Origin of the sequence: Pedobacter mendelii (genome assembly GCF_014635725.1) — a bacterium.
Classification (GTDB): Bacteria; Bacteroidota; Bacteroidia; order Sphingobacteriales; family Sphingobacteriaceae; genus Pedobacter; species Pedobacter mendelii.
Window position 1 is genome coordinate 110,719 of record NZ_BMDJ01000004.1, and the last position, 20,193, is coordinate 130,911.

General features: G+C 36.4%; 15 protein-coding genes. 12 read left to right on the forward strand and 3 right to left on the reverse strand.

The window, feature by feature from the left end:
• Genes IEV50_RS08640 through IEV50_RS08650 form a run of 3 tightly spaced genes read left to right on the forward strand, consistent with a single transcriptional unit; the run spans position 1 to position 4,586 of the window.
• Entirely contained in the window at positions 1-1,113 is a 1,113-nt protein-coding gene (locus IEV50_RS08640) for a D-TA family PLP-dependent enzyme (protein ID WP_188413116.1), read from the forward strand.
• Positions 1,114-1,122: 9 nt separating this feature from the next.
• Entirely contained in the window at positions 1,123-2,193 is a 1,071-nt protein-coding gene (locus IEV50_RS08645) for a dipeptidase (protein WP_188413118.1), read from the forward strand.
• Between the two features lie 11 nt (positions 2,194-2,204).
• The gene (locus IEV50_RS08650; protein ID WP_188413120.1) at positions 2,205-4,586 is read left to right on the forward strand and encodes a glycoside hydrolase family 3 N-terminal domain-containing protein; all 2,382 of its coding nucleotides are present in this window, start codon (positions 2,205-2,207) and stop codon (positions 4,584-4,586) included.
• A 54-nt stretch (positions 4,587-4,640) separates the two neighbouring features.
• Here the strand turns inward: IEV50_RS08650 and IEV50_RS08655 are convergent, their stop codons facing one another.
• Both IEV50_RS08655 and IEV50_RS08660 read right to left on the reverse strand, forming a co-directional pair.
• Entirely contained in the window at positions 4,641-5,054 is a 414-nt protein-coding gene (locus IEV50_RS08655) for a DUF6691 family protein (RefSeq protein ID WP_188413121.1), read from the reverse strand.
• A gap of 9 nt (positions 5,055-5,063) precedes the next feature.
• Entirely contained in the window at positions 5,064-5,621 is a 558-nt protein-coding gene (locus tag IEV50_RS08660; RefSeq protein ID WP_188413123.1) for a YeeE/YedE family protein, read from the reverse strand.
• 368 nt (positions 5,622-5,989) lie between these two features.
• Here IEV50_RS08660 and IEV50_RS08665 point away from each other — a divergent pair, with 368 nt between their 5' ends.
• From IEV50_RS08665 to IEV50_RS08700, 8 genes are all read left to right on the forward strand, one after another.
• A complete protein-coding gene (locus IEV50_RS08665) occupies positions 5,990-9,151 on the forward strand; it encodes a SusC/RagA family TonB-linked outer membrane protein (protein WP_188413125.1) in 3,162 nt (1,053 codons plus the stop codon).
• Between the two features lie 10 nt (positions 9,152-9,161).
• On the forward strand, positions 9,162-10,814 hold the full coding sequence (locus IEV50_RS08670) for a RagB/SusD family nutrient uptake outer membrane protein (protein WP_188413127.1): 1,653 nt from the start codon (positions 9,162-9,164) through the stop codon (positions 10,812-10,814).
• Positions 10,815-10,821: 7 nt separating this feature from the next.
• Complete coding sequence (locus IEV50_RS08675; RefSeq protein WP_188413129.1) at positions 10,822-11,961, forward strand: IPT/TIG domain-containing protein; 1,140 nt, start codon at positions 10,822-10,824, stop codon at positions 11,959-11,961.
• A gap of 146 nt (positions 11,962-12,107) precedes the next feature.
• Complete coding sequence (locus IEV50_RS08680; RefSeq protein ID WP_188413131.1) at positions 12,108-13,394, forward strand: glycoside hydrolase 5 family protein; 1,287 nt, start codon at positions 12,108-12,110, stop codon at positions 13,392-13,394.
• 91 nt (positions 13,395-13,485) lie between these two features.
• Positions 13,486-14,022: a carbohydrate binding domain-containing protein gene (locus tag IEV50_RS08685; RefSeq protein ID WP_188413133.1), complete on the forward strand. Its 537-nt coding sequence runs from the start codon at positions 13,486-13,488 to the stop codon at positions 14,020-14,022.
• Positions 14,023-14,048: 26 nt separating this feature from the next.
• Complete coding sequence (locus IEV50_RS08690) at positions 14,049-15,284, forward strand: glycoside hydrolase family 26 protein (protein ID WP_188413135.1); 1,236 nt, start codon at positions 14,049-14,051, stop codon at positions 15,282-15,284.
• 5 nt (positions 15,285-15,289) lie between these two features.
• Complete coding sequence (locus tag IEV50_RS08695; RefSeq protein WP_188413137.1) at positions 15,290-16,264, forward strand: glycoside hydrolase family 5 protein; 975 nt, start codon at positions 15,290-15,292, stop codon at positions 16,262-16,264.
• 11 nt (positions 16,265-16,275) lie between these two features.
• On the forward strand, positions 16,276-17,508 hold the full coding sequence (locus IEV50_RS08700; RefSeq protein WP_188413139.1) for a glycoside hydrolase family 27 protein: 1,233 nt from the start codon (positions 16,276-16,278) through the stop codon (positions 17,506-17,508).
• A gap of 474 nt (positions 17,509-17,982) precedes the next feature.
• Here IEV50_RS08700 and IEV50_RS08705 read toward each other — a convergent pair whose 3' ends face one another.
• A complete protein-coding gene (locus IEV50_RS08705) occupies positions 17,983-18,858 on the reverse strand; it encodes an AraC family transcriptional regulator (protein ID WP_188413141.1) in 876 nt (291 codons plus the stop codon).
• A 213-nt stretch (positions 18,859-19,071) separates the two neighbouring features.
• Here IEV50_RS08705 and IEV50_RS08710 point away from each other — a divergent pair, with 213 nt between their 5' ends.
• Positions 19,072-20,193 carry a glycoside hydrolase family 26 protein gene (locus IEV50_RS08710; protein ID WP_188413143.1) on the forward strand — a complete coding sequence of 374 codons (1,122 nt, stop codon included), beginning with the start codon at positions 19,072-19,074 and terminating at the stop codon, positions 20,191-20,193.

Consider the following 20,193-nt stretch of genomic DNA (forward strand, 5'->3'; position numbering starts at 1 on the left):
ATGCAACAAGAAAACTGGTATTTATTGTCTGATGAGGAAAGCATAGAAACACCTGCAGTTATTTTTTATCAGGAACGCATCCTTCAAAACATTAAAATACTTAAAGGTATGGTTAATGATGTGGATAGGCTTCGCCCTCACGTTAAAACGCATAAGTGTTTAGAAACTACCAATATGCTTATTGCTGAAGGCATTAATAAATTTAAATGTGCTACGATTGCCGAAGCAGAAATGCTTGGAATGGCAAATGCTAAAGATGTATTATTGGCTTACCAGCCAGTTGGAGAAAACATTAACCGTTTCTTTAAACTTAAGCGTAAATATAGTAATACACATTTTAGTTGCCTGGTTGATAATCTGCAAATTGCTCAAAAACTGGCAAAAAAAGCATCGTCAGAATATACTACAGTGGATGTTTACATGGATTTAAACGTTGGTATGAACCGAACAGGAATTTTGCCAGAATTCGCTTCAATTTTGTTTAAGTTATTAATTTCCATTTTTAATATAAATGTAAGAGGTTTACACACTTACGACGGGCATATTCATGATGCCTCCATGGAGATACGTAAACAAAAATCTGAACCAATTATTACTTGGCTCAAACGTTTAAAAGAAGAATTTGAAAGCATTAATGGAAATAAATTAAGCATTATTGCAGGTGGAACGCCAACTTTTCCAATTTATGCTGATGAAACGGACTTCGAATGCAGCCCAGGAACTTTTATTCTTTGGGATAAGGGCTATCAGGATGCTTATCCTGAGCAAAAATTTAGTATTGCGGCACTTGTAGCTAGCCGAATTGTTTCTAAACCTGTAAATGGATTAGTATGTACGGATTTAGGGCATAAAGCAGTTGCCGCCGAAAAGGCGTTAAACAATCGGGTATTTTTTATTAATGCCCCAAATTTAGAAGTTCAGAGCCAGAGTGAAGAACATTTGGTTTTAAGTACGGATGAACCCGAAAATTATAATATTGGTGATGTGCTTTATGGCTTGCCATATCACATCTGTCCAACCGTTGCACTGCATGAAAAAGCGATTTGTTTAATTTCCGATAAGTCTATTCAACACTGGGAAATCATCTCCAGAAAAAGAAAAATTACCATTTAATATTTAGCCATGTTTACCATAGATGCTCATTTAGATTTAAGTATGAACGCCCTGGAATGGAATCGCGATTTAACAAAAAATGTTAGCGATATCAATACAAGGGAAATTGGATTAACCGATAAACCTGACCGCGGATTGGCAACTGTTTCCCTTCCTGAACTACGAAAAGGAAATATTGGTCTGGTTGTGGCCACACAAATTGCCCGTTACGTAGCGCCGGATAATCATTTGCCGGGCTGGCATTCGCCCGAACAGGCATGGGCGCAAACACAAGGTCAACTGGCCTGGTATAAAGCGATGGAAGATAAAGGCGAAATGTTTCAGGTTAATAATCTGGAAACACTGGATGAACATTTGGCTTTATGGAACAGCGGGCAAGCGAATGATAAAAAGTCCGTAGGTTATATTTTAAGCTTGGAGGGTGCCGATTCTTTTGTAACCGTTGATCATTTAGAAAAGGCTTGGCAAAATGGCCTAAGAGCGGTTGGCCCTGCGCATTATGGACCCGGGCGTTATGCTCAAGGAACAGATGCAACTGGAAAAATGACTTCCATTGGGCATGATTTGCTCAAGGAAATGGAACGATTAAACATCATTCTGGATGCTACACATTTGTGCGACGATAGTTTCTGGGATGCAATGAGTCGTTTTAGTGGTCCTGTGTGGGCATCACACAACAATTGTCGCAGTTTGGTTAACCATAATCGTCAGTATAGTGATGAACAAATTAAGGAATTGATTGATAGAGGTGCTGTAATCGGCGGTGCTTTAGATGCCTGGATGATGGTTCCTAACTGGCAAAGAGGTATTTCCCAGCCGAAAGCAATGAATTGTAATCTTGATGTGATGATTAATCATATTGATCATATCTGTCAGCTTGCAGGAAATGCGGAGCATGTTGGAATCGGTTCTGATTTAGATGGCGCTTTCGGTACAGAGCAATGCCCTTATGATTTGGAAACCATTGCCGATTTGCAAAAAATCCCTGATTTATTCAGAAAAAGAGGTTATAACGATACCGATATAGAAAACCTGATGCATGGCAATTGGTTGCGTTTTCTAAGAAAAGCCTGGGCGTAGTTTTATTCAACATGAAGAAAAATATAAAAACAATATTTTGCCTGGTACTAGCCGTTTCGGTTTTTAGTGCGAAGAGTTTTGCGCAATCAAAAACAAATCTTCCATTATATAAAAATTCAAAAGCTTCTGTAGAAAGTAGAATTAAAGATTTGCTTTCCAGGATGACTGTTGAAGAAAAGGTAGGGCAGATATCAATGCCACTAGGCTGGCCAATGTATACCAAAACCGAAACTGGGGTAGAGGTGAGTGAAACGTTTAAAAAGTTGCTTAAAGAAGAATATACTGGCATGCTTTGGGCAACGCTTAGGGCGGATCCATGGACAAAAAAAACATTAGCTAATGGTTTAAATCCTGAATTAGCGGCAAAGGCCACTAATGCAATTCAAAAATATGCTATAGAAAATACACATTTAGGCATTCCGATATTACTTTCAGAAGAATGCCCTCATGGACACATGGCCATAGGTACGACTGTTTTTCCAACATCAATAGGTCAGGGAAGTACATTTAATCCGGAGCTAATAAAAAAAATGGCAGCCGCGATTGCTGAAGAAACGAGGTTGCAAGGTGGTCATGTTGGCTACGGGCCAGTGTTAGATTTAGCAAGAGAACCCCGATGGTCTAGAGTGGAGGAAACATATGGGGAAGACCATGTTTTAAATAGCAGGATGGGTGAAGCGATGGTACAGGGTTTTCAGGGAAATAATCTAAAAAGTGGTCTCAACGTAGTTGCCACACTAAAACATTTTGCAGCTTATGGCGCACCAGAAGGAGGTCACAATGGTGGTAGTATTAATGTTGGTTTAAGAAGTTTAAATCAGTTTTATCTGCCTCCGTTTAAAGCAGCTGTTAAATCAGGTGCATTGTCTGTAATGACCGCTTATAATTCAATTGATGGAATTCCATGTTCTTCAAATGAATTTTTGCTAAATGAATTGCTAAGAAAGGAATGGGGTTTTAAAGGATTTGTCGTTTCAGACTTGAATAGTATTTCAGGTCTTAAGGCAAATCATCATGTTGCGGATAATGCCGCTGAAGCAGCTGCACTTTCCATAAATGCCGGTTTGGATGCCGATTTAAGTGGCGTTGGTTATGGCAAAGCTTTACGTGACGCAATTAAGCGAGGTAAAGTTTCAATAAAAACTTTAGATACTGCTGTAAGCCGCGCTTTGAGAATTAAATTCAATATTGGGCTTTTCGAAAATCCGTATGTTAATCCTGAAAACGCTAAACTTAAAATCAGAGATACACAAAAGATTGCTTTGGCCAGGCAAGTTGCCAGGGAATCTATCATTCTGTTAAAAAATCAGAATAAAGTGCTTCCTTTAAGTAAAACTTTAAAAAGCATTGCTGTTATTGGCCCAAATGCTAATAATATTTACAATCAGCTTGGCGATTACACCGCACCGCAAACAGAAGAAAATATCGTTACTGTTTTAGAAGGAATTAAAAATAAACTACCAGGGGAAACTAAAATTAATTATGTAAAAGGGTGTGCTATAAGAGATACCACACAGAGTAATATTGATGAAGCCGTTCGGGCTTCAAAAAAATCCGATGCAGTTATTATTGTGCTTGGCGGATCAAGTGCGAGAGATTTCGAAACGGAATACATTGAAACTGGAGCAGCGAAAATTAATACAGGAGATAATGAATTAAGCGATATGGAAAGCGGAGAAGGTTTTGATAGAGCCACTTTAGATTTGCTAGGCGACCAGATAAAATTATTGAAAGCTGTAGTTGAAACAGGAAAGCCAGTAATTTTAGTTTTGATAATGGGCCGACCTTTAAATTTAAATTGGGCGGATGAATATGTTCCTGCTATTTTGGATGCGTGGTATCCGGGTCAGGAAGGTGGTAATGCTATTGCTGATGTTATTTTTGGTGATTATAACCCGGCCGGACGATTACCAATATCTGTTCCGAAGTCTGTTGGTCAGCTGCCTGTATATTATAATTCGCGATTTCCAGAAAAACATGGTTACATTGAAGTTGATGCTAAACCCCTATACAGCTTTGGCTATGGATTGAGTTATTCCAGTTTCGAGTATCATGATTTAAAAATTACTGCTAACCCTTCAAAACAAACAGTTTTGGTGACATTTGATTTGAAAAATTCCAGTCAGATAGACGGTGAAGAGGTGGTTCAACTTTATTTGAAAAATAATACTTCTTCCGTTGTTTTGCCATCAAAGCAACTCAAACAATTCAGCCGAGTGCATTTAAAAGCAGGTGAGCATCGGAACATCCAATTTATACTAAATAAGGCAGATCTTGAAATTTACGACAAGAATATGAAATGGTCAGTAGAATCTGGAATCTATTCCATAATGATTGCTTCATCTTCTGATTATGTTCGTTTGGAAGGACAATTTAACATGAGTAAAAAATAGTATGTTTCGATAATGTATGTTTAATATATTATAGCGCTTTGCCTTTTTAAACATTTAATGGGGCAGTTTATTTTTGATTACACCATACAAGTAAGTACCTAGTAATGCACCAATAATCACAATTGCCATTGCAGGATATCCATTGCCGAGATTGACAAACATTGGGCCCGGACATGAACCAGTTAGGGCCCAACCCAGCCCAAAAATTGTTCCGCCGATAAGATACTTCGCAAATGCTCTATCCTTATCCTGAAAAACTATTGGATTGCCCGAAATATCCTTTGCCTTAAATTTTTTAATGAGGTATACCGAAATCATGCCCAGTATTATTGCAGTTCCGATAATTCCATACATGTGGAAGGACTGGAAACGGAACATCTCCTGAATCCTATACCAGGAGACTGCTTCTGATTTTGTCATAATGATGCCGAAAAGTGTTCCGGTTAGTATATATTTTATGAATTTCATATAGGAGTGCTAAAAAATTAATGGCATGATTAAAAACGCCATGATCAGACCACCTAAAAAGAAGCCCACCACTGCAATAAGAGATGGCAACTGCAGGTTGGAAAGGCCCGAAATTGCGTGTCCTGAAGTGCAGCCACCTGAGTAGCGTGAGCCGAAGCCAACAAGAAGACCACCAATAAGGAGGATACTCAGTGTTTTTAAATCTTTCATGGCTTCCAGCGAGAAAAGACTCCCAGGATTCAACCCGCCATCAAAGTCGATATCCAAATTTTTTAAGTCGGCTACTGTAGCTGCTGAAAGCTTTAATGGTTCCGGGTTGCTAAGATAATTGGTAGCAATAAAACCACCCAATATTGAGCCAAGCAGAAACATTAGGTTCCAAATCTGATCCTTCCACCTAAAGTCAAAGAACTTTACCTTTTTTCCAGCCCCGGCCATGCTACACATTGTTCGTAGGTTAGAGGAGAAACCGAAGGATTTGCCAAAGAAAAGTAATATAAGCATGATGAATACGATCATTGTACCCGAAAAATACCAGGGCCAGGGTTGCTTAAGGAAATCAATCATAATATTTATAGATATGCTAATTCGTTGTTGACTATTTGCGTTTAGAGTGAAGATTAGAAAATTATACTATTTAAAGTTGCAAATATATTTCATTGCGCTGCATTATGATATATAAAAAAGAAGAAAACTGACTGCTTTACAGTAAACAGATTAATGGTTCTGTTAATTTTTATATTTTTTTTTGGTAAAAAAGTATAATGTTAATTATATGCAGTATTGGGATAAGTATGTTGATAATGATAGTTTTAATAGTGTAAACCTGATATAAGAGTTCTTTTTGGATCAACTTAAGGTAAAATAATATTATAAATATCCTTCAAATCGACGTTAAATTTGAGTTAGTAAATAAATAACTAAATATAAACATTATGAGTAAAAAATTACGAACAAGTATTTTGTTTGTAGTGTTCCTGGTATCGCTATTTCCGGCTATGGCACAGAATACAACAAATAGGCAAATTACAGGGACTGTTTCAGATGAAAAAGGTACTACCTTGCCCGGAGCAAGTGTGCTAATCAAAAATTCTCAAACAGCTGTTTCCACAAATTCAGATGGTAAATATGTTATTAATGTTCCAACAGGCTCGTCAATCACATTGGTGTTTTCTTTTATTGGTCTAACCAAACAGGAAGTTGCCGTAGGCGAAAGAAGTGTTGTAAACGTTGTATTGAAGTCTGCTTCAACTGATTTATCGGATGTAGTTGTGATTGGGTACGGAAATCAGAAAAGAGGCGATGTTAATGGTGCTATTTCTTCTGTTAAGGCATCTGATATTGCAAATGTTCCACAGGTAAGTATCGATCAAATGCTTCAGGGAAAAGCTTCTGGTTTAACCATTACACAGAATTCTGGTGCGCCAGGAAGCTCAACATCGGTACGGGTTAGAGGTGTAACATCATTAAGTCTTTCTAATGAGCCTTTATACGTAGTAGATGGTGTTCCTATTTCTGGAGATGCAACCAATCAATCAACAAGCGGTAGAACGGTTGGCTTATCGGCTAATAATGGCGAATCTGCGGTAAGTCCGCTGTCATTAATTAATCCAAGCGATATTGAATCTATTGATGTATTGAAAGATGCATCTGCAACTGCAATTTATGGTAGTCGTGCATCCAATGGGGTAATTATTATTACCACAAAACGAGGTAAAAATGGTTCGGCAAGAGTAACTTATGATGGATACGGTGCCGTTTCGCAGCAAGGGAAATTTCTTGATGTAATGAATCTTCAGCAGTATGCCGTATTAGAAAATGCTTTGGCAGATGTTACAGGCGTTCAAAGAAGAGCGGAATTTGCCGATCCAACATTGTTAGGTGAAGGTACCAATTGGCAAGATGAAGTTTTTAGAAATGCGGTAATGCAAAATCATCAATTGGGAATTTCTGGCGGCAAAGATGGGTTGGATTATTACATTTCTGGCGGTTACCTCAAACAAGATGGTACCATTTTAGGTAGCGATTACAAACGATATACTTTTAGAACAAATACTAACAGTCAGGTTAAGCCATGGTTAAAAGTTGGTCTGTCGTTATCTGGTAGTCGCTCAAACGAAAATCAAGGTTTATCCAACAACACAGGCATCGTTTACAATGCACTATTAAGTGCACCAGATCAAGCCGTTAGAAACCCTGATGGTTCATTTGCCGGTCCTATTCCAAATTCAAATCAGCAAGGAGGACAAATCAATCCGGTAGCTCAGGCTTTACAAGTTACAAATGTTTTAAACAGAAGTAATTTAAATGGTGCGCTTTACGGAGAGATAAAATTTTCAAAGGATTTGACATTAAGATCAGAAGTGAATGGAGATTTCAATTACTCTGAGGCGAGAGTATTCGTTCCTACTTATCAGTATGGAATTTACGGAAATGCAACGGCCAGATTACAGGAATATAATTCAAACACTACATTTTGGGGCTGGAAAGAATATTTAACCTACGCACACACTTTTAATGAAAAACATAATTTGACGGCATTGTTAGGTTATGAAGTTAATGAATCAAGATGGGGCGGGACAGATGCCTCGGTTCAGAATTTTTTAAGTAACGACTTGCAAACTCTTGGTTTAGGTGATCTTAAAACTGCTGTAATTGGCGAATACAAAGATAGCCAGTCCTTAGAATCGTTTTTTGCAAGGGGAATTTACACCTACAATAATAAATATAGCATCACAGCAACCATCCGTTCAGATAAATCATCAAAATTTGTTCAGGGCAAGCAAACTGGTTATTTTCCAGCTTTTGCGGTCTCATGGAGATTATCTGATGAACCATTTATGAAAGGAATAAAGGATGTTGCCGATAATATAAAAGTTAGGGTTGGTTATGGTGAAGTTGGTAATCAGAATCTTCCAAATTATCAGTATGGCTCAGCTTTAACTCCAGTTGTTACAGGTTTAGGTACCGGCTTTGCAGTTGATAAGGTTGCCAACCCGAATTTAACATGGGAAAGTGCTGTACAAACTAATGCAGGTATTGATTTTAGTCTTTTTAAAGGAAGAATCGACGCTTCGTTTGATTATTTTAATAAAACATCAAAAGATTTTCTTTTCCAAAAGCCACTTCCGGCTTACCTAGTTGGGCAAGCGGCAGCTTATTCAAGTACAGGTGTAATTAGTCCGCCATATATTAACGGTGGTAAAGTAAGCAACAAAGGGTTTGATTTTACCTTAAACAGCAAAAACTTAACCGGTAGTTTTAAATGGAATACAACTGTAATCTTCTCGAAATATAAAAATGAAGTACAATCTCTTGCAGATGGTGTTCCATTTATCGATGGTAAAATTAATGTAAGTTTCCTTCAGATGACGGTTACCAGAACCCAAGTAGGTGGCTCAATAGGAGAATTTTATGGTTACAAAGTAAAAGATATTTTCCGTACAGATGCACAGTTAAGAACTGCTCCGGTTCAATTTGGGCGACCAGTAATTAATAATAGTGCAGGTACATGGTTGGGTGATATCCAATTTGAAGATATAAATGGCGATGGTAAGATTGATGAATCCGATCAAACATCTTTAGGAAATCCAAATCCTAAATTTACTTATGGCATTACCAACAATTTCTCTTACAAATCTTTCGATTTATCTATCTTTTTAAATGGTTCTTATGGTGCCAAAATTCTAAATGCGCTAAATTATCAGTTAAAAGGATTATCAGGATTGTATCAAAACCAATTGGCTTCTGCTATTGATTTCTGGACCCCAACCAATACAGGTTCTAATATTCCGGCACCTCGTAGTGGAGATAACCCAAACCTTAAAAACTCTGATCGTTTTATAGAATCAGGATCTTTTCTGCGTGTTCAGAATGTAAACTTAGCCTATAGTCTTCCATCAGAGTTTATCCGTAAGATAAAGCTAAATAGATTAAAAGTTTTTGCCAGCGTACAAAACCTATACGTATTTACTAAATATAAAGGTCTTGATCCAGAGGTTGGAAACCAAAACTACAACGTGTTTTTAACGAATGTAGATAGCGGAAGATATCCAACACCACGAACTTACACTTTTGGTATTAACGCAGAATTTTAATAAAAAAAATATGAAAACATATATAAAATATTCATTTGCAATTGCTGTTCTTTTAATGAGTACGGTAACCAGTTGTAAAAAAGAATTTTTCGATCGCCCACCTCAAAGCGCAATTACGCTAGATAATTTTTATCAAACGGCAGATCAGGTAAAATCAAGCACTAATGTACTTTACAGTGCCCCTTGGTTTGGTTGGGTTACCAAAGGAGGATGGGCAATTACTGAAATGGCAAGCGGAAACGGTCGCTCTTATTCATCGGATGTAGTCAATTTTGGAAATTTTTCCGTAACTGATGGTAACACCGAACTTGCAAACGCATACAATTCATTGTGGATTGTTGTTGCACAATCTAACGCAATCATAAATAACTTACCTGCGAAAGTTCCTGCAACGGTAGATGTAAAAGTTGTTAATAACGCTTTAGGTGAAGCACATTTATTTAGAGCTTTGGCTTATTTTCATTTGGTTAGGTTGTTAGGAAATGTGCCTATCATCGAAAATACATTGGATTATGTTGAGAATTTTCAGGTTAATATCAATCCGGTGACTGATGTTTACAAATTTATCCTTAACGATTTAAAATTTGCTGAAGCTAATCTTACACCTCAAATCAGAAGTGGAAATTCGATTGCACAGGGCCGTGTTTCTAGCGGATCTGCAACAGCACTTCTTTCAAAGGTTTATCTTTATATGCAGGATTATAATAATGCCAGAATTTCTGCTCAGAAAGTAATTAGTAGCGGTGAGTTTAAGCTTTACGGTAGTGATATTCAGGGTAAAGAATTTAAAGATTTATTTTTAACAGCCAATAATAATAACGAAGAATCTGTAATTGCACTTCAATGGTCTGGGGCAGGTGGTTACGGAAGAGGTAATCCATTGCAAGCATCCTGGGCAGCAAGTACAGTGATTACGGGAACTGGAGATGGTTATGGTGTTTTGGGTGTAACTTTTGATGCCTTATACAGTTTTCAACAGGATGATAAACGCTTTAAACCAACCATAATGGTTGTTGGCTCTAATTATCCTGAGCTTAATCAGGCTACAGGTGGTTATACACAATTAGCCAACCAGGGACAAGGTACAAGCACATTTGTTAAAAAATATGTGGTTGGTACGCCAGCAGATAATGGTGGTGTTGGTTCCGCTCAATCATCAGCAAATAATGTGTATATGATGCGCTATTCGGAAGTTTATTTAATCCTTGCCGAAGCTATAATGGCAGGTGCAAAAAACAGCACCGATGCACAGGCATTGGCAGCAATTAATAAAATCAGAAATCGTGCGGGTTTAGGCAATTTAACAGAAATCAGACGTGGCTATTTCACGCCAAACAACACGCCAGGCAAACCTACCAACGCACCAGCTCAGTTGTATCGTGATGATATTTTAGAAGAACGCCGCAGAGAATTTATGTTCGAATTTGATTATTGGTTTGATTTATGCCGCTTAGATGGATTTAATGTTACCAACCATCCAAATGCAATTACTATAATCAATCAACAAGATAGAGGTTCGGGCGATGCTAGTGTACCATCTAACAGTTATGGAAACCAATATTCTACCATGACGAATGCAAAGTTCTTATTCCCTTTTCCGGCTACAGAAGTTGCATCAAACCCTAAACTATTACAACCACCAGTACCTTATGTTTTTAAATAAAATGAACATGAAAAAGATAAACAAACAATCGAAATTTGCACTGCTTTTATTGTTTATGGCAGTAGCAATGGGTTATTCTTCATGCAAGAAAACCGATGAGGGCGCAGGAGGAGCGCCTGTAATTACCAAAGTAAGGCTTATTAGCAAGTCAGATACCCTATCAAATGTAGTGCACAGAGTTACTTTAGATTCTAATTCTATATACGATGAAACCAGACAAGTGAAGTTCGACTCTACTGTTGTGGCCGGAAGATTAAATAATCAATACGCCATTGTTGGAGAAAACCTTTTAACAACACTTTCAGTTTCATTTAATGGGGCACAGGTTAATTATAATCCTGCATTATTAACTGATAAAAGTATCATTATTTCTATACCTGCAACAACACCTTATGGTGCAAGTCAGAGCAATAAATTAGTTGTTACCACAAAATTTGGTACAGCAAGTTTCAATTTTCCAATTTTACAACCACCTCCAATAATTACTTCCTTTAGTCCTGTTGCAGCAGGTTCAGGCGAAATTGTAACTTTAGTTGGAACTATTTTCGAAGGGGTTACAAAAGTTACTTTCGATTCTATCCCGGCACAAATTGTTGGTACGCCAACCAGTACAAAGATACAGGTAAGAGTACCAGCAGGTGTTGTTCAATCGCGTATTTTGGTAACTACTCCAGGTGGTACTACTCGCTCAACAGGCTCTTTCGGTTTTAAAGCTTTGCTTTATGATGATGTTTTCGCTACAGGCTGGGGTTCTTACTTAGGTTATAACAGTACCATAAATCTAGTAAATACGGTAAACGTGAAACGTGGTACCAATGCCATCGCAACAACTTTTACAGATGGATATGGTGCATTGCAAATAGGATACAATGGTTCAACAATTGATGTCGTTAGATCAGGATTAACGGCAATAAAGTTTTCTATTTATGGTGGCGCTGGCATAGTTGCTGGTAGCAGAGTTCAGTTGGTTATTAATGGTAATTATGGTAATCCTGTTGCAATAACCTTAACGCCTGGTGTTTATACCGATTACACCATTCAATTGAAAGATTTGGGTAACCCAACCGTTATAACCGAATTTGTATTGCAAAGCTTAGGTAATGCGGTACCAAGTACAATTTATGTTGATGATTTAGGATTTATATAGTTATTAATGGATTATTGAGGTTGTATCATGTATTTAGTTTCATATTGATTCTATCGTAAGATAAAAATGCTTCTAAAGCATTTCGATTAGCTCAAGGTGATGCCATTTTAAAATTGATTTATGATACAACCTCTTTTTAAATAGAAATGATAAAAAACATACAGTTACTAATTGCGATTCTGTTTTTTTCTTTTGGAGCAACAGCCCAAAACTCCTTTGTAAAGCAAAAAGGACAGCAATTTCACATTAACGGGAAACCGTATTATTTCATCGGCACAAATTATTGGTATGGAGGATTGCTCGCTTTGCAAAAAGATCCGTTAAAGGGTAAACAAAGGTTGATAAAAGAACTTGATTTTTTAAAGGCAAAAGGCATCAACAATTTGCGGGTTTTAGTTGGCTCTGAAGGTGAAGGAAAAATTAATGGTGTAGATAGGGTAAAGCCCGCCTTACAAACTCAGCATAATGCTTTTGATGCCGAACTTTTAAAAGGATTAGATTTTTTGCTGATGGAAATGGCCAAGCGAAAAATGTATGCTGTTTTATTTTTGAGCAATAACTGGGAGTGGAGTGGAGGTTTTTTACAATACCTGAACTGGAATTGGAAGATTGATAATGAAACATTAAAAAGAAAATTAACTTGGGATGAACAACGTGATTATACAAGTAAATTTTATTCTTGCGATGCCTGCAAAATTGATTATCAAAAACAAGTAGATTTTATAATTAAACATAAAAATTTCTACACAGGTAAAAGTTATGTTAATGAATCCGCCATTATGGCTTGGGAGTTGGCTAATGAACCTCGCCCAATGCGAGCCAGCGCTACCGAAGCTTATAAAAAATGGATAGTTACAACTGCCGATTATATTAAATCGATTGATAAAAACCACCTTATTACAATCGGTACAGAAGGGTATATGGGTACAGAGGAAGACTTGGATTTGTTTAAGGAGATTCACGCACATCAAAATATTGATTATTTAACCATTCATATTTGGCCAAAAAATTGGGGTTGGTTTAAAGATGCACCAACGAATGATAATTTGCCATTGGTTATCGAAAAAACCTCAATGTACATAAAGCAGCATGAAAATACTGCAAAACAATTAAATAAACCTCTAGTAATTGAAGAATTCGGGTTGCCAAGGGATGGGCATGATTTCGCTCCATCAAGTAAAACAGAATTACGAGATGAATATTTTAATAATATTTTCTCGCTTTGGGCAAATAGCCGTAAAAGCAATGGCGCAATCGCTGGTTGCAATTTCTGGGCATTCGGCGGGCTATCGAGACCAGTAAAAGGACAATTGTTTTGGAAAGAAGGAGATGATTTTTCCGGAGATCCACCACAAGAAGAACAAGGCTTAAATGCTGTTTTTGATTCAGATAAATCTACTTGGGGAATTGTGAAGCAATATTTAAAAAAATAACATAGCCATTTTCTAATGAGTCAAATCATTCAATTGATAAATTAAATTGCTAACGAGGCTAAAAATTTCATGATTTTAAATATTAAAGGGTATGAATAAATGTATTTGTTTTTCTGTAATAATTTGGCTTTTTAGTGTTTATCAAGCTTCTGCTCAAAAGAATTTAATAAGCAATGGTGGTTTTGAAAATGATTTAAGCAGCTGGGAACCTGGTAATGCCAAGGTTAGTACAGTAGTACGGAAATCTGGCGGAGCAAGTTTGGCCCTAGTTTCTTATGTGAAAGGAAAATGGGAGGGGATTGACCAAAAAATTAAACTTCCTAAAAACACTAAAGCAATTGCCATATCGGGCTTTTATAAAATCGATGCAGTAGAGCAAGGTGCAAATGCCTGGAATACAGCAGTAATTATTTTAGAATTTACCAATGGAGATAAAAAAATAGGAGAAGGAATTCCTTTAGTTGAAAAAGGAGGTACTCAGGATTGGACTAACTTTACTAAAAAATTAAAGGTACCAGACGAATCGAATGGTTTTAGGTTAATGATTGCGCTTAGTGAAGCTTCGGGAACCTTTTTTGTTGATGATTTATCTGCAAAGCTAATATCTTTCGAAGATTTTGAAAAATAAACTACAGTTAAAAAAAAGAGTTAAATATGAATCTAAAAAAAATATTCTTCGCCATAACAATAAGTTCTATTGTATTTCTATCTTGTAAAAAAAGTGATAATGCTTCTATTGAACCACAAACGCCAAATGAAACTCCGGTTTTGCCTGTTAACTCAGTAACAAGTTTATCAACAGTAAAAACCTGGCTTGTAGATAAGAATGCAACCGATGAAACCGCATCTCTATTTTATAATATGAAACAAATTGCAAGAAGTAATGTGCTTTTCGGGCATCAGGACGATACCAAAAGAGGTGTTACAAACTCAACAACTCAATGGGCAAATGAACAACAGTTTTCTGGTGTTAGTACCACACAGAGTGATGTTAAAACAATAACTGGAGCTTATCCTGCTGTTTACGGACACGATTTTATTCACATGACCAACTTTTCTACAGGAAATTGGTTTGATTATGAAAAATCAATTGCACGTACTTTAACCATTGAAGCATATAATCGTGGTGGAATAAATACTTATGCATGGCATTACGCAAATCCGGTTTCGAAAGGAAACTTTTACTGGTCTGACTCTCCCGTTACTGCGGTAAATCAGGTTTTACCCGGCGGAACAGCAAACGCTACTTTTAAAGCATCATTAAAAATTGTTGCAGATTATGCAAAATCGCTTATCGGAGCCGATGGGAAGTTAGTGCCAATAATTTTTCGACCATTTCATGAAATGGATGGAAGTTGGTTTTGGTGGGGAAGCGGACATTGTACAGCTGCAGAATACATCGCGATGTATCAATACACAGTTAAGTATCTTCGTGATGATTTAGGCGTTAGAAATTTTTTATTCGCATGGTCGCCTGATAGAAATTTTAATTCTCAATCTCAATACTTAACTTATTATCCAGGAGATGATTATGTAGATTTAGTAGGTACAGATAATTATGAAGATATGAAAGCAAATGTTTCGCCTAGTGTTGCTGCAGCTAAATTCAAAATCGTTTCTGATTACGCTAAGGCACATAATAAATTAGCGGCACTTACTGAAACCGGATTACAAAATCTAAGCAAAAGCGATTGGTTTACGCAACAGTTGCTAAAAGCATTAAAAAATCAGAATCTTGAGTTTTCTTATGCTCTACTTTGGGCCAATACTAAAGATGCTTATTGGACACCTTATCCTGGTCATCCGGCGGCCAGCGATTTTATGAGTTTTAAAAATGATGGCTTCGTGCTTTTTGCCGATAAAATACCATCTGTATACCAAATTAAATAGTTTTTATGAGAAAATTTTTGTTTCTATCTGTCTGCGTTTTGTTTTACAACATCAGCTTTGCCCAAAATATAAATTGGGTTAATCGCAATGGAGCATTAAAAGTTGTGGGAGGTAAAATTCTAAACAGTAAAAATATAGAACCCCAACTACGTGGTGTGAGTTTATCATGGAGTATTTGGCAAGGGAAAAAATACTATAATGAAGATGTTGTAAACTGGTTACAATCTGATTTTAATATCAATTTATTGCGTGTTTCTATGGCAGTTCAGCCAGATGGCGGATATTTGCAAAACCCGGCTGAGCAAGAAGAACTCATAACCAAAACCATTGATGCTGCAATTAAAAATGGCTTATACGTGCTAATAGATTGGCACGATCACAACGCTCATCAACACTTGGCTCAATCTAAAGAATTCTTTATTAAAATGGCGAAGAGATATACTGGTAAGCCAAATGTTATTTATGAAATATTTAATGAACCCGAAAAAATAGAATGGCAAACGGTTAAAGATTACGCCATCGCCGTTATTCAGGAAATTAGAAAATACGATTCAAAAAACATTATTGTTGTAGGTAGCCCGCATTGGGATCAGGATGTTGATGTGGCTGCGAAAGATCCAATTAAAGGTTTTAATAACATTGCTTACTCTTTCCATTTTTATGCTTCAGAACCAAGTCATCAGGATGTGCTTATGCAAAAAGCTGATATGGCTGTTACTTTAAAATTACCACTATTTGTTACTGAATGGGGTGTGGGTGAAGCCAGCGGCGATGGTAAGTTTATTGTTGCTAATGCGGATAAATGGGTTGCATGGATGGAAAAAAATAAACTAAGTTCTGCAAATTGGAACATAACTGATAAAAATGAAACAACAGCACTTTTAAAGCCAGGAGCATCAGTAGAAGGGAAATGGAAGTTAGATATGCTTACTCCGGCAGGTCTTTATATTCGAACTCAACTTAAAAAATTAAATAAATAATGACCCAATTTATGAAGCTTAGATTTTTTCTATTGATTACAATACTTGCAAGCACAGTAGCTTTCGGACAAGGAAACAATTACGTTCAAAACTATAATAAATACGATGGTTTGGCTTTAACGCCACCAATGGGATGGAACAGCTGGAATAAATTTGCTTGTAATGTTGATGAAAAATTAATCAAAGAAACAGCAGATGCTATGTTAAGTTCGGGTATGAAACAAGCCGGTTATACTTATATTAATATTGATGATTGCTGGCATGGAGATCGCGACAGTTCGGGTTTTATTCATCCTGATTCGAAAAGATTTCCTTCTGGAATGAAAGCTTTGGCTGATTATATTCATAGCAAGGGTTTAAAATTAGGATTATATTCTGATGCTGGTTCGCAAACCTGTGGCGGTCGCCCGGGTAGCAGAGGTTTCGAATTTCAAGATGCTTTAACTTATGCGAGTTGGGGAGTTGACTATTTAAAATATGACTGGTGCAATACTGAAGGATTAAAAGCAGAGGGAGCATATAAAACAATAACAGCTGCTTTACGCAAAGCTGGCAGACCAATGGTTTTGAGCATTTGCGAGTGGGGTACCGATAAACCATGGGTTTGGGGTCCGGCTGTTGGGCATTTATGGCGTACCAGTGGCGATATTTTTAACTGTTTTGATTGTGTAGAAGATCATGGAACCTGGAAATCGTGGGGTGTGATGCAGATTTTAGACAAACAAGATGGTTTGCGTGAATACGCCGGACCAGGACATTGGAACGACCCAGATATGTTGGAGATAGGAAATGGAAAACTTACCGCAGGTGAAGATAGAGCACATTTTGCAATGTGGGCAATGTTGGCAGCACCATTAATTGCAGGAAATGATCTTCGAAATATGAATCAGGAAACTAAAGAAATTTTAACGAATAAGAAGGTTATCTCTATCAATCAAGATTCTTTAGGTATTCAAGGCTTTAGGTATTCAAAAGCGAATGGTTTTGAAATTTGGTTTAAACCATTAAGTAATGGCAAATGGGCGGTTTCATTTCTAAACCGCTCATCAGAAGTGAAAAAACTAGATTTTGATTGGAAAAAAGAAAAAGTGAAGGATGATATTTTTAATAAACAGCTAAATACAAATGCTGTGGTATATAAAATTGAAAATGCCTGGACAGGAAAATCTTCGGGTACTACAAAAAATAGTTTAAAAGCTGATGTTCCAGCACATGATGTTTTGACTTTGATTTTGGAGCAATAACTCGTCACTGCGAAGCCAATTCTTCATTGGCTTCGCAATCTATCCTGCTATAAAAATTGATTCGTACCAACGCAAAATCCTTGCTTCAGTTTGCAATGATGTTTTGGAGAATTTGTCATCCGATAGCTATTAGACGCGAAGTAGCCTTTTCAGCCAGCAAATCAATCTACTTTGCAGTTATTTGTTTCCTCTTACAAAAAGATTGCTTTACGCTTTCCCGTATCCTTTGCTTCAATTCGAAATTATGTTTTGGAAAAGTCTTCATTGAGGCCTCAAAAAGTCTTCCTTTCTAGGCGGCTTTTTCAGCCAACTAGGCAATCTTTCCTGCCAGAAGTTAGTGTTCTTTATTACAAAAAGATTGCCTGCCTTTAATGGGCATACTTCACGCTAACGCATAATTCCTTGATTCAGTTCGCAACGATGGTCCAACGAACCAATGAACAGTAACAATTTAACAGTTAACCGAATGGCCACCTAAATAAACACCCTTGTTCCTGAGAAGTTTTCCCTAAACTCTTTAGGTGTACAATGCTTCTTTTTCTTAAACAATCGGTTAAAATTAGAGATATTGTTAAATCCGCATTTGTAAGAGATCTCAGAAACAGAATGTGTGGTTTCTATCAGCATACGTGTGGCATGGCCTAAACGAATTTCGTTTAAGCTATCTATAAAAGTATTTCCTGTACGTTTTTTAATAAAACGACTAAAAGAAACTTCTGTCATGCTCACCAGTTTCGATAAATCTTTTAAGGTAATTGGCTTGTTAAAATTAGCATTCATAAATTCGAATGCCTTATCAATTCTTCTACTGTTATAATTTAAAACCTGGTCGTTATTAAAGGTAGCATCAGATAAAATTCGCATGCTTTTTGAAGAGGATAAATCATGTAGAATGCTCATTAACTCTAGCACGGAATCAAATCCCTGTAATTGGTTAATATCCAAAATCCTTTTGTAAACCTTTTCGATGATTTCCCGCGGAAATAAAATTCCTCTAACAGAGCGTTCGAACATTTTTCTAATAAAACTGAGTTGATTTCTACGCAACATTTTATCATCAAACAAATCTTTATGCCATTGAATTGTTACTTCGGTAATTTCCTCGCTTTTGCAGTTATGTGTTGTCCAAACATGAGAAAGATTAGGGCCAACTAACACCAATTCCATTTCAGAAATTTCCTCAACATTATCGCCAACAATTCGCTTTGCACCCGGTGCGTTTAAAATTAAGTTCAGTTCATATTCTTCATGAAAATGAAGAGGGAAATCAAAGTCTTGTTTTACCCTTGAAAAAATAGTAAAACAATCGTTTTGTGTTAGTGGAGTAATTTCCTTAATGATGTTATTCATAGCTTATGCGTTCAAAAAAGATATCTTTAAGATAAAAGAACATTGATGCAATATAATTAAAATATATTTGTTTTTTAATAGTTTGGCATGCTAATAAGATTTTAATTATGTTTATAATATACTAATTGGTTAAAATAGTATTATTTTTAATCTAAATGATGTAGTATTTTAGATAATTATTATATATGTCAAAATGCTAGCCAAATAATTAGAATGATTAAAAAAATAATTCCGTTTTTTATGTTTTTGTGTATGTCTTTTATTGCTGTTTTCGGGCAATTAATAGATAAAAAAGCAACATTGCAAACTAAGAATTTGTATAAAAATTTAATCAATCTATCTGGCAAAGAGGTTCTATTTGGTCATCAGGACGATTTGGCTTACGGCGTGGGTTGGCAATATCAGGCAGGTAAGAGCGATATAAAAGATTTAACGGGAGAATATCCTGCAGTTTTTGGCTGGGATATATCTGGATTAGAGACCAATCAGAAGCAAAATATTGATGGTGTTCCATTTGCGAAAATGAAAGAATACATGAAAAATGCCTACGATTTAGGTACGATAAATACCTTAAGCTGGCATATGGATAATCCGGTAAACGGAAAAACCTCATGGGATACGAGCTCAATTTCCGTTAAATCTATCTTACCTAATGGCTCAAAACATTTGTTGTATACAGGTTGGTTAGATAAGTTTTCTGTATTTGCGAAATCATTAAAAGGTACTGATGGCAAAGCTATACCAATTTTGTTTAGGCCATTTCATGAAAATGGAGGAGGTTGGTTTTGGTGGGGTGCAAAATCCTGTACACCTCAAGAATATAAAGCCTTATGGCAATTCACCGTTAAATATTTAAGAGATAAAAAGCAGCTGCATAATCTAATTTATGTTTTTAACCCATGCGATTTTAAAACTGAGGAACAGTATTTAGAACGTTATCCTGGTAATGAGTTTGTTGATGTTTTGAGTTTTGATAGCTATCAGTATGGAGGAATTGAAAAAGGAGAATCATTTAAATTAGATATTGCTAAGAAATTAACTATCCAAAGTATAATAGCTAAAGAAAATAAAAAATTAAGTGCAATTGCAGAAATAGGATTTGTGGAAATTCCTGATGCAAACTGGTGGACAAATGTTTTTTTAAAATCAATAGAAGCAAATAAACCATCATACGTTTTATTTTGGCGTAACGCAGGCTATCGCGAAAAGGAAAAAGACAATCATTACTATGCGCCATATCCTGGCCAGGTTTCAGCAACAGACTTTTTAAAGCTGGTAAAGGCTAACAAAGTTCTTCTTCAAAAGGGTTTAAAAAAATATTCTATCTACAATTAA

Coding starts and splice junctions, on each gene's coding strand:
- IEV50_RS08665 (WP_188413125.1), top strand. CDS start 5,990: ATGAGTAAAAAATTACGAACAAGTATTTTGTTTGTAGTGTTCCTGGTA.
- IEV50_RS08680 (WP_188413131.1), top strand. CDS start 12,108: ATGATAAAAAACATACAGTTACTAATTGCGATTCTGTTTTTTTCTTTT.
- IEV50_RS08690 (WP_188413135.1), top strand. CDS start 14,049: ATGAATCTAAAAAAAATATTCTTCGCCATAACAATAAGTTCTATTGTA.
- IEV50_RS08655 (WP_188413121.1), bottom strand. CDS start 5,054: ATGAAATTCATAAAATATATACTAACCGGAACACTTTTCGGCATCATT.
- IEV50_RS08705 (WP_188413141.1), bottom strand. CDS start 18,858: ATGAATAACATCATTAAGGAAATTACTCCACTAACACAAAACGATTGT.
- IEV50_RS08670 (WP_188413127.1), top strand. CDS start 9,162: ATGAAAACATATATAAAATATTCATTTGCAATTGCTGTTCTTTTAATG.
- IEV50_RS08640 (WP_188413116.1), top strand. CDS start 1: ATGCAACAAGAAAACTGGTATTTATTGTCTGATGAGGAAAGCATAGAA.
- IEV50_RS08685 (WP_188413133.1), top strand. CDS start 13,486: ATGAATAAATGTATTTGTTTTTCTGTAATAATTTGGCTTTTTAGTGTT.
- IEV50_RS08700 (WP_188413139.1), top strand. CDS start 16,276: ATGAAGCTTAGATTTTTTCTATTGATTACAATACTTGCAAGCACAGTA.
- IEV50_RS08710 (WP_188413143.1), top strand. CDS start 19,072: ATGATTAAAAAAATAATTCCGTTTTTTATGTTTTTGTGTATGTCTTTT.
- IEV50_RS08695 (WP_188413137.1), top strand. CDS start 15,290: ATGAGAAAATTTTTGTTTCTATCTGTCTGCGTTTTGTTTTACAACATC.
- IEV50_RS08675 (WP_188413129.1), top strand. CDS start 10,822: ATGAAAAAGATAAACAAACAATCGAAATTTGCACTGCTTTTATTGTTT.
- IEV50_RS08645 (WP_188413118.1), top strand. CDS start 1,123: ATGTTTACCATAGATGCTCATTTAGATTTAAGTATGAACGCCCTGGAA.
- IEV50_RS08660 (WP_188413123.1), bottom strand. CDS start 5,621: ATGATTGATTTCCTTAAGCAACCCTGGCCCTGGTATTTTTCGGGTACA.
- IEV50_RS08650 (WP_188413120.1), top strand. CDS start 2,205: ATGAAGAAAAATATAAAAACAATATTTTGCCTGGTACTAGCCGTTTCG.